Here is a 6,001-nt window from a genome sequence, read left to right as displayed (position 1 = left end):
CGGTGGCGCGGGCGACGGGGGCGGGGTGGGCCGCTGCGGGGTCGGGGGCGGCGCGGGGGCACGCGGTGGCGCGGGCGACGGGGGCGGGGTGGGCCGCTGCGGGGTCGGAGGCGGCGTTGGGGTCGGCGTGGGAGTCGGTGTGGGAGTCGGGGTCTGGGTCGGGGTGGGCGTCGGTGTGGGAGTCGGGCTGGGCGTCGAACACGGGTGGTGATGGTGGTGGTGGTGATGCCCGTGCCCGTCGTGGTCGCCGTGCCCGTCGTGGTCGCCGTCGTCGTCGCCCTGCTCGTCGTCCGGCCGTCCCGGCTGGTGCCCGTGCGGCGGCTTGGGCCCGTGGTGCTTGGCGTCGGGGGCGACGGTCACGCCGACCTGGACGTCCACGTCCACCCCGACGTCCACTCTGCCGCCCGGACCCACCGTCATCGACACGTCCGTCTCACTGCACACCCAGGTGTCGACCACCGGACCGTGCGGGTGTCCGCCCTGGCGCTCGGCGCCGGCGGCAGTGGCGCCGCCGGCCAGCGCGCACATGGCCACCGCGCCGACCGCAGCGCCGATCAGTCGCACCCGCCGCCCGGGGGTCACAGTCCCACCGCCGTGCTGCGGTATCCGTCGGAACTGCCGACGCTGCGACATGGGCTCCACACACCTCTCGGGTCGACCGGGGGACGGCAGGGGGCTCGGGCTGATCAGCCACGGCGAAGGAGACAGAGTCCGTCGAAACCGGAACGGGAACCCGATCGGGTACGACCAGGTGCCTTCAAACGTGATCAGGCGGACGGCCCGCCGTCGCGGGCGGGCCGTCCGCCATCAGGTCAAACGATCTTCACGCCGGCCGGTTACGGCCTGCGCGCACTGTTCTCCGCACTCGGCAGAGCACTCGGCGCCCAGCACGCAGCACTCGAGACCCGACGCTCAGTGGCGGCGGTGCGCGATCTCGACGTTCTCCAGAACGCCGACCGCGTCCGGCACCAGGATCGCGCAGGAGTAGTAGGCGCTGACCAGGTAGGAGATGATCGCCTTCTCGTCGATCCCCATGAAGCGCACCGACAGCGAGGGCTGGTACTCGTCCGGGATGCCGTTGTGGTGCAGGCCGATGACGCCCTGGTTGTCCTCACCGGTACGGATCACCAGGATCGAGCTGGTGTTCTCCTTGGTGATCGGGATCTTGCTGCACGGCAGGATCGGCACACCGCGCCAGGCCGGCACCTGCTGCCCGCCGAGGTCGACGTGGTGCGGGTAGATGCCCCGGGCGTTGAACTCGCGGCCGATCGCGGCGATGGTCCGCGGGTGCGCCAGCAGGTAGTCGGGGTCGCGGCGGCGGTTGAGCAGCTCGTCCAGGTCGTCCGGGGTGGGCGGGCCGGAGTGGGTCTGGATCCGCTGGTCGAAGTCGGCGTTGTTGAGCAGGCCGAACTCCGGGTTGTTGATCATCTCGTGCTCCTGGCGCTCGCGCAGGGCCTCGATGGTCAGCCGGAGCTGGTGCTCGATCTGGTTCATCGGTTCGTTGTACAGGTCCGCGACACGGGTGTGGACCTTGAGGATGGTCTGGGCGACGCTCAGCTCGTACTCACGCGGCTTGAGCTCGTAGTCCACGAAGGCGCCGGGGAGTTCGTACTCGCCGTGGTGGCCGGCCGACATGGCGATCTCGGCCTCGCCGCGCTCGTTCTGAGCCTGCAGCGGCAGGGCCAGGAAGGACTCCAGGTGCTCCTGGAGGCTGGGCGCGTTGTCCCGGATGCGGGCGAAGTCGGCCCGGTTCAGGGTCAGGGCGACACCGGAGGTGGCGGTCTTCGCGGTGTACTCCCAGACGGCGTCCTCGTTGAGCAGCGAGTCGTCGCCGAACCGGTCGCCGTCACCGGCCACGCCGACCACGGTCTCGTCGCCGTACTTGCCGGTGCCGATCTTGTTGATCTTGCCGTGGGCGATCAGGAAGATCTTGTCGGCCGCCTCGCCCTGGGTGGTGAGGATCTCGCCGGGGCCGAAGTCGACCTGCTGGCAGCGGTCGGCGAGGGCGGTCAGCACCTCCTCGTCCTCGTAGCCGCGCAGCAGGGCGAGCTCGCCCAGCTCGGCCGGGATCACACGAACCTGGGAGCCGGTCTTGATGAACTCCACCACGCCGTTGCCGACGGTGTAGGTGAGCCGACGGTTGACGCGGTAGGCGCCACCGTTGGCCTGCACCCAGGGAAGCACCTTGAGCAGCCAGCGGGAGGTGATCTCCTGCATCTGCGGCGCGGACTTGGTCGTGGTGGCAAGGTTGCGGGCAGCTGCCGTCGCGAGGCTCTGCTGCCGGTCCTGCTGTGTCTCCGGGTTCGTGTCCACGGGCATCGGCAGGGTCTCCATTCGTGTGGTCGGGTCGCGCGGCCCGGGCCGTACCGCACCGCCTGGGCACGCGAGCCATGGCGGATCATCAGATCCGCTTACTGGTGGGGAAGTTGGCGAGGTACCGAGAGAGCGGCCACCGTCTCGCGGCGACCCATCCGGAACCCTAGATCACCAGGCCCCGACCAGGACCACACGGAGGCCGACTACCCCCCGATAGGGTGAATCTCCCCCGATCCACCCCACACGGCCCCACTCGCCGCAGGAACATCCGTTCCCACCTCCGCCCCTCCTCCCGCCAACGGACTCCCACCCCTTCCTCCGCCCCCAGCGGTCGCCCGAACCCGGGCCCGCGAGCATCAATCCGGCACATCGCTCAGGCCGCCTCGCACCAGAACCGGACCCGGTCCAGCCGGCCCGCCGCGAGGTCCTCGCCGGGCATGCGCGGGGGCCGAGAACACGAAAAACCCGTCAGGTGCCGGTACGGGGGCGGCCGGCACCTGACGGGGGTACGGGGGATGCGCAGAGGGGGTTGCGCCGGGGCGAGGCGGTGCTGTCGGCGGGTCAGGCGCAGGCGACCTGGGTGCCCGGGATGCCGATGATGCCCGAGTTCTTGGCCTCACCGGCCTGGTACTCGTAGTACAGGTAGGAGTAGAAGTCGATCCTGGTCTCCGCGCCGCAGGCCGAGTCGGGGGCGATGGTGTAGGTGACCGTGAAGGTGCTGCTGGCTCCCGGGGCCAGCGGCACGTTGTAGCGGGCGATGCCGCCGTGCACGTTGTCGCTGCAGCCGTTGGTCTGGGTGCCGCAGGCCGTGGCGGTGAACTTGAGGCCCTGCTCCAGGCTGGTGTCGTAGGTCTGCTGGACGCTCTGGTAGACGAACTGGATCGGCGTGTCGTACGGGTTGGTGAGCGTCATGGTGAGCGTGAACTCGCCGCCACGGACGGTGGTCTGACGGTCGGAGACCGCCGTGAGCGGCAGCGGGCTGTCAGCCCGGGCCGGCGCGGCGGAGAGGAGCAGACCGACGGCGACGGCCGGACACGCGGCGAGCGCCGCCCGGCTCAGATGTGTTCTGCGCATGCCCAAGGAGCGTAGGCGGCGGCACCGCTCCGCTTGCCCCTCCTCGGTCCGAAGCCGTACCGACAAAGGACCGGCGAGCGGACGCCCGGGACCGGTCGAACGCCGAAACGGCCCGGCGGGGTGTGCCCAGGCCCTATTCTTCGCCGCCCGCCGCCCGCCGCCCGCCGGTCGCGCTTCGCTCAGGCGGACGGCGGCAGGATGTCGCACAGTGCGGCGAGTGCCGCCGGATAGGCGTGGTCGGGCGGGGTGGCGTAGCCGACGACCAGGCCGTCGGTCGGGGGCATGGCCTCGGGGGTGACGGCCGGGTGGCGGTAGTCGGCGAGGCCGTCCAGGGCGAGGCCGCGGTAGGCGGCGGCCTTCAGCACCGACCGCTCGGTGCCCGGCTCCAGGCGCAGCACCGCGTGCAGGCCCGCCGCGATGCCGGAGACCTGGATGTGCGGGGCGTTCGTGGCGAGCTCGGCCACCAACTGGTCCCGGCGGTCGCGGTAGCGGCGTCGCATCCGACGGACGTGGCGGTCGTAGCCGCCGGAGTCGATGAACTCGGCGAGGGTCAGCTGGTCCAGGGCGCTGGCCCAGCCCTCGCGTTCGCCCTTGACCGCGAGCACCCGGTCGACCAGGTGGTCCGGCACCACCATCCAGCCGAGGCGCAGCGCGGGGCTGAGGCTCTTGCTGGTGCTGCCGAGGTAGAGCACCCGCTCGGGGTCCAACCCCTGGACGGCGCCGACCGGTTGGCGATCGTAGCGGAACTCGCCGTCGTAGTCGTCCTCCAGGAGGAGCCCGCCGCGTCCGCGCGCCCAGTCGACCACGGCGGCGCGGCGGCCGGCGTGCAGCGGGCCGCCGGTCGGGAACTGGTGGGCGGGGGTGAGCAGCGCGGTACGGACGTCCGGGAGGTGCGCCAACGCGCCCACCCGGGCGCCCTGTTCGTCGATCGGCAGCGGCACGGTGGCGACCCCGGCAGCGGCGAGCAGCCCGCGGTGGAAGCCCAGCCCGTACGCCTCGACGGCCAGCGGCCCCCGCTCGGCGGGCGCCAGGACGGGCGCCGAGCCGTCGAAGAGCAGCCGTAGCGCGTGGGCGAAACCGGAGCAGACGACGATCCGGTCGGGGTCGGTGCGCACCCCGCGGGCGCGGGCGAGGTAGTCGGCGAGGGCCGTGCGCAGTTCGCGCCGGCCCTGCGGATCGCCGGGCCCGAAGGCCTCGTTGGGCGCGGCGGTGAGAGCCCGGCGGGCGGCGGCCAGCCAGGCGGTGCGGGGGAAGGAGGCGGCGTCGGGCTGGCCCTGGCGCAGGTCGTGGACGGGCCCGGGCCGCACCGAGGAGCGGCGGGCCCGGGTGGGCGGGACGGGCGCGGCGCGTTCGGCGACGGTGGTGCCCGATCCCTGACGGGCAGTCAACCAGCCCTCGGCGACGAGTTCGGCGTAGGCCTCGGCGGCGGTGTTGCGGGCCAGGCCGAGGTCGGCGGCGAGGGAGCGGTACGGGGGCAGCCGGGTGCCGGGCACGAGTCTGCCGCTGCGGATCGCCTCGCGCAGCGCGGCCATCAGCACGGCGCGGCGACCGCCGACGGCGGGGAGGTCGAGGTGCAGGTCGTTGCCGGTCGGGTGGGCCGGCTCGGTAGGGTGCGCGCCCGGCGTTTCCGTCATGGTTCCGCACCCTACCCGCCGCCTCCGCGCGCTCCTGCGGGCGGTCGGCCCTGGCGGCAGGGGCCGGCCTGGCCGTGGTCCCCGTACGGGTTGGGCCGGTTGGGCTGGTTCGGGCCGCCGGGTCCGACGGTTCGCGCCCGGCGGGAGGTGTCGGACGGGCCTCAGGGGACGACGGTCACCGGCCAGCGTCCGGCCTTGACCAGCCGGACGGCCACCGAGCCGATCACCTTGTGCCCGGCCTGTTCGGAGACGCCGACCACGACGGCGTCGGCGCGCAGGTCGTCGGCGAGCTTGGCCAGCCCGGTGTACGGGTCGCCGCGCATGGTCAGGAAGCGCCAGTCCACCTTCCACACATCACGGACATGCTGCTCGGCCTCGCGCAGCGCGGCCAGCAGTTCGTCGGCGATCTCCCGGGTCGTCTCCTCCACCGCGGCCCCGGCCAGGGCGGTCGCGGCGCCGAGTACCGGCTGGACGTACGCCACGGCGAGGACGGCGCCCTGGCGGCGGGCCAGTCCGGCGGCGTAGGCGGTGGCGCGCCAGGAGGAGTCGGAGCCGTCCAGGCCCGCCAGGATCACCTTGGGCCCGTCGGTCCCCAGTTCGAAGCCGGCGGGCGCGGCCGCCACCTCGCGGTCCTCGTCGCCGACGGCCCCGGTGTCCGACGCATCGCTCTCTTTGCTCATGGGCCGAAGGCTATGCCCGCCGCTGCGGGCGAGTGCGAGGGGCACTCCGGGCGAGGGTAGTGCGCGGGCCACCCGGCCGTCGGCACGGGGCCGTGTGCCCGGGTCGCGCGGGTCGCCGCGAGCACGGGCGGCGCCGGCATCGGGGGATCCCATCCGCGAGGTCCGGACCGATCCGGCATGGCCGGTGATCGCCGAGCCGGAAATCCCGGTGGGCTCCGCCCTCCGGTTCACTAGTGCTGCTCCGCGGAAGTTCGTGGAGGGGTGTTGATTAGATGGCCAGTCCACTGAGGTAGAGGT

General features: G+C 73.1%; 5 protein-coding genes. All 5 read right to left on the bottom strand.

All coding sequences use genetic code 11. The annotated features are described in order from the left end of the window. Positions 1-633 (bottom strand): hypothetical protein (locus ACFVWU_RS44085; RefSeq protein ID WP_387632186.1); only part of this gene is annotated, 633 nt, incomplete at its 3' end. A 279-nt stretch (positions 634-912) separates the two neighbouring features. Further along, entirely contained in the window at positions 913-2,319 is a 1,407-nt protein-coding gene (locus ACFVWU_RS44080) for a family 2B encapsulin nanocompartment shell protein (protein WP_387632183.1), read from the bottom strand. A gap of 558 nt (positions 2,320-2,877) precedes the next feature. Beyond that, a complete protein-coding gene (locus ACFVWU_RS44075; RefSeq protein WP_387632182.1) occupies positions 2,878-3,390 on the bottom strand; it encodes a hypothetical protein in 513 nt (170 codons plus the stop codon). Positions 3,391-3,569: 179 nt separating this feature from the next. Beyond that, on the bottom strand, positions 3,570-5,024 hold the full coding sequence (locus ACFVWU_RS44070; protein WP_387632179.1) for a PLP-dependent aminotransferase family protein: 1,455 nt from the start codon (positions 5,022-5,024) through the stop codon (positions 3,570-3,572). Positions 5,025-5,185: 161 nt separating this feature from the next. Beyond that, positions 5,186-5,704: a universal stress protein gene (locus ACFVWU_RS44065; protein ID WP_387632177.1), complete on the bottom strand. Its 519-nt coding sequence runs from the start codon at positions 5,702-5,704 to the stop codon at positions 5,186-5,188. Positions 5,705-6,001: the final 297 nt, after the last annotated feature.

This window comes from Kitasatospora sp. NPDC058190 (assembly GCF_042883685.1).
Lineage (GTDB): Bacteria > Actinomycetota > Actinomycetes > Streptomycetales > Streptomycetaceae > Kitasatospora.
This window is presented reverse-complemented; position numbering and strand designations above follow the sequence as displayed.

Bases quoted from the DNA above. Each gene is read 5' to 3' on its own strand.
- ACFVWU_RS44070 (WP_387632179.1), bottom strand. From the start codon at position 5,024: ATGACGGAAACGCCGGGCGCGCACCCTACCGAGCCGGCCCACCCGACC.
- ACFVWU_RS44075 (WP_387632182.1), bottom strand. From the start codon at position 3,390: ATGCGCAGAACACATCTGAGCCGGGCGGCGCTCGCCGCGTGTCCGGCC.
- ACFVWU_RS44080 (WP_387632183.1), bottom strand. From the start codon at position 2,319: ATGCCCGTGGACACGAACCCGGAGACACAGCAGGACCGGCAGCAGAGC.
- ACFVWU_RS44065 (WP_387632177.1), bottom strand. From the start codon at position 5,704: ATGAGCAAAGAGAGCGATGCGTCGGACACCGGGGCCGTCGGCGACGAG.